This window comes from Citrobacter sp. 50677481 (genome assembly GCF_001463265.1).
GTDB classification, from domain to species: domain Bacteria; phylum Pseudomonadota; class Gammaproteobacteria; order Enterobacterales; family Enterobacteriaceae; genus Citrobacter_A; species Citrobacter_A sedlakii.
On sequence record NZ_LNHZ01000052.1, the window covers coordinates 1 to 288 of the forward strand.

The following is a 288-nucleotide window of genomic DNA, read 5'->3' on the forward strand; positions in this document are numbered from 1 at the left end:
TTTGAAATTCTTCCTGCCACTACTTACAACGAAGGCCTCCTCGTTTCCAACTCTACTGATTTCACGGCAATTTCAAATCAGGCAAAATTAATGACATGTGCTTACGTTGGCACAGTGACAGTCAACGGCTCGATGGCGCTTCCCGTAACAGGAATACCGTTCGGGAAATGGAATAACAATAATGTATCTGTAGGCTTTGACGGAACAAATATTATTGTTAGAGACATCAGTTACTCAGGAAGAGATGATGTTTCCGCATCTGTAACAATGGACCTGGTAATTTTCAAT

1 protein-coding gene is annotated in these 288 nt (G+C 41.3%); it reads left to right on the plus strand.

Annotated elements, in window-relative coordinates; genetic code table 11:
- Positions 1 to 288 (plus strand): DUF6453 family protein (locus APU02_RS26765; RefSeq protein WP_239692870.1); only part of this gene is annotated, 288 nt, incomplete at both ends.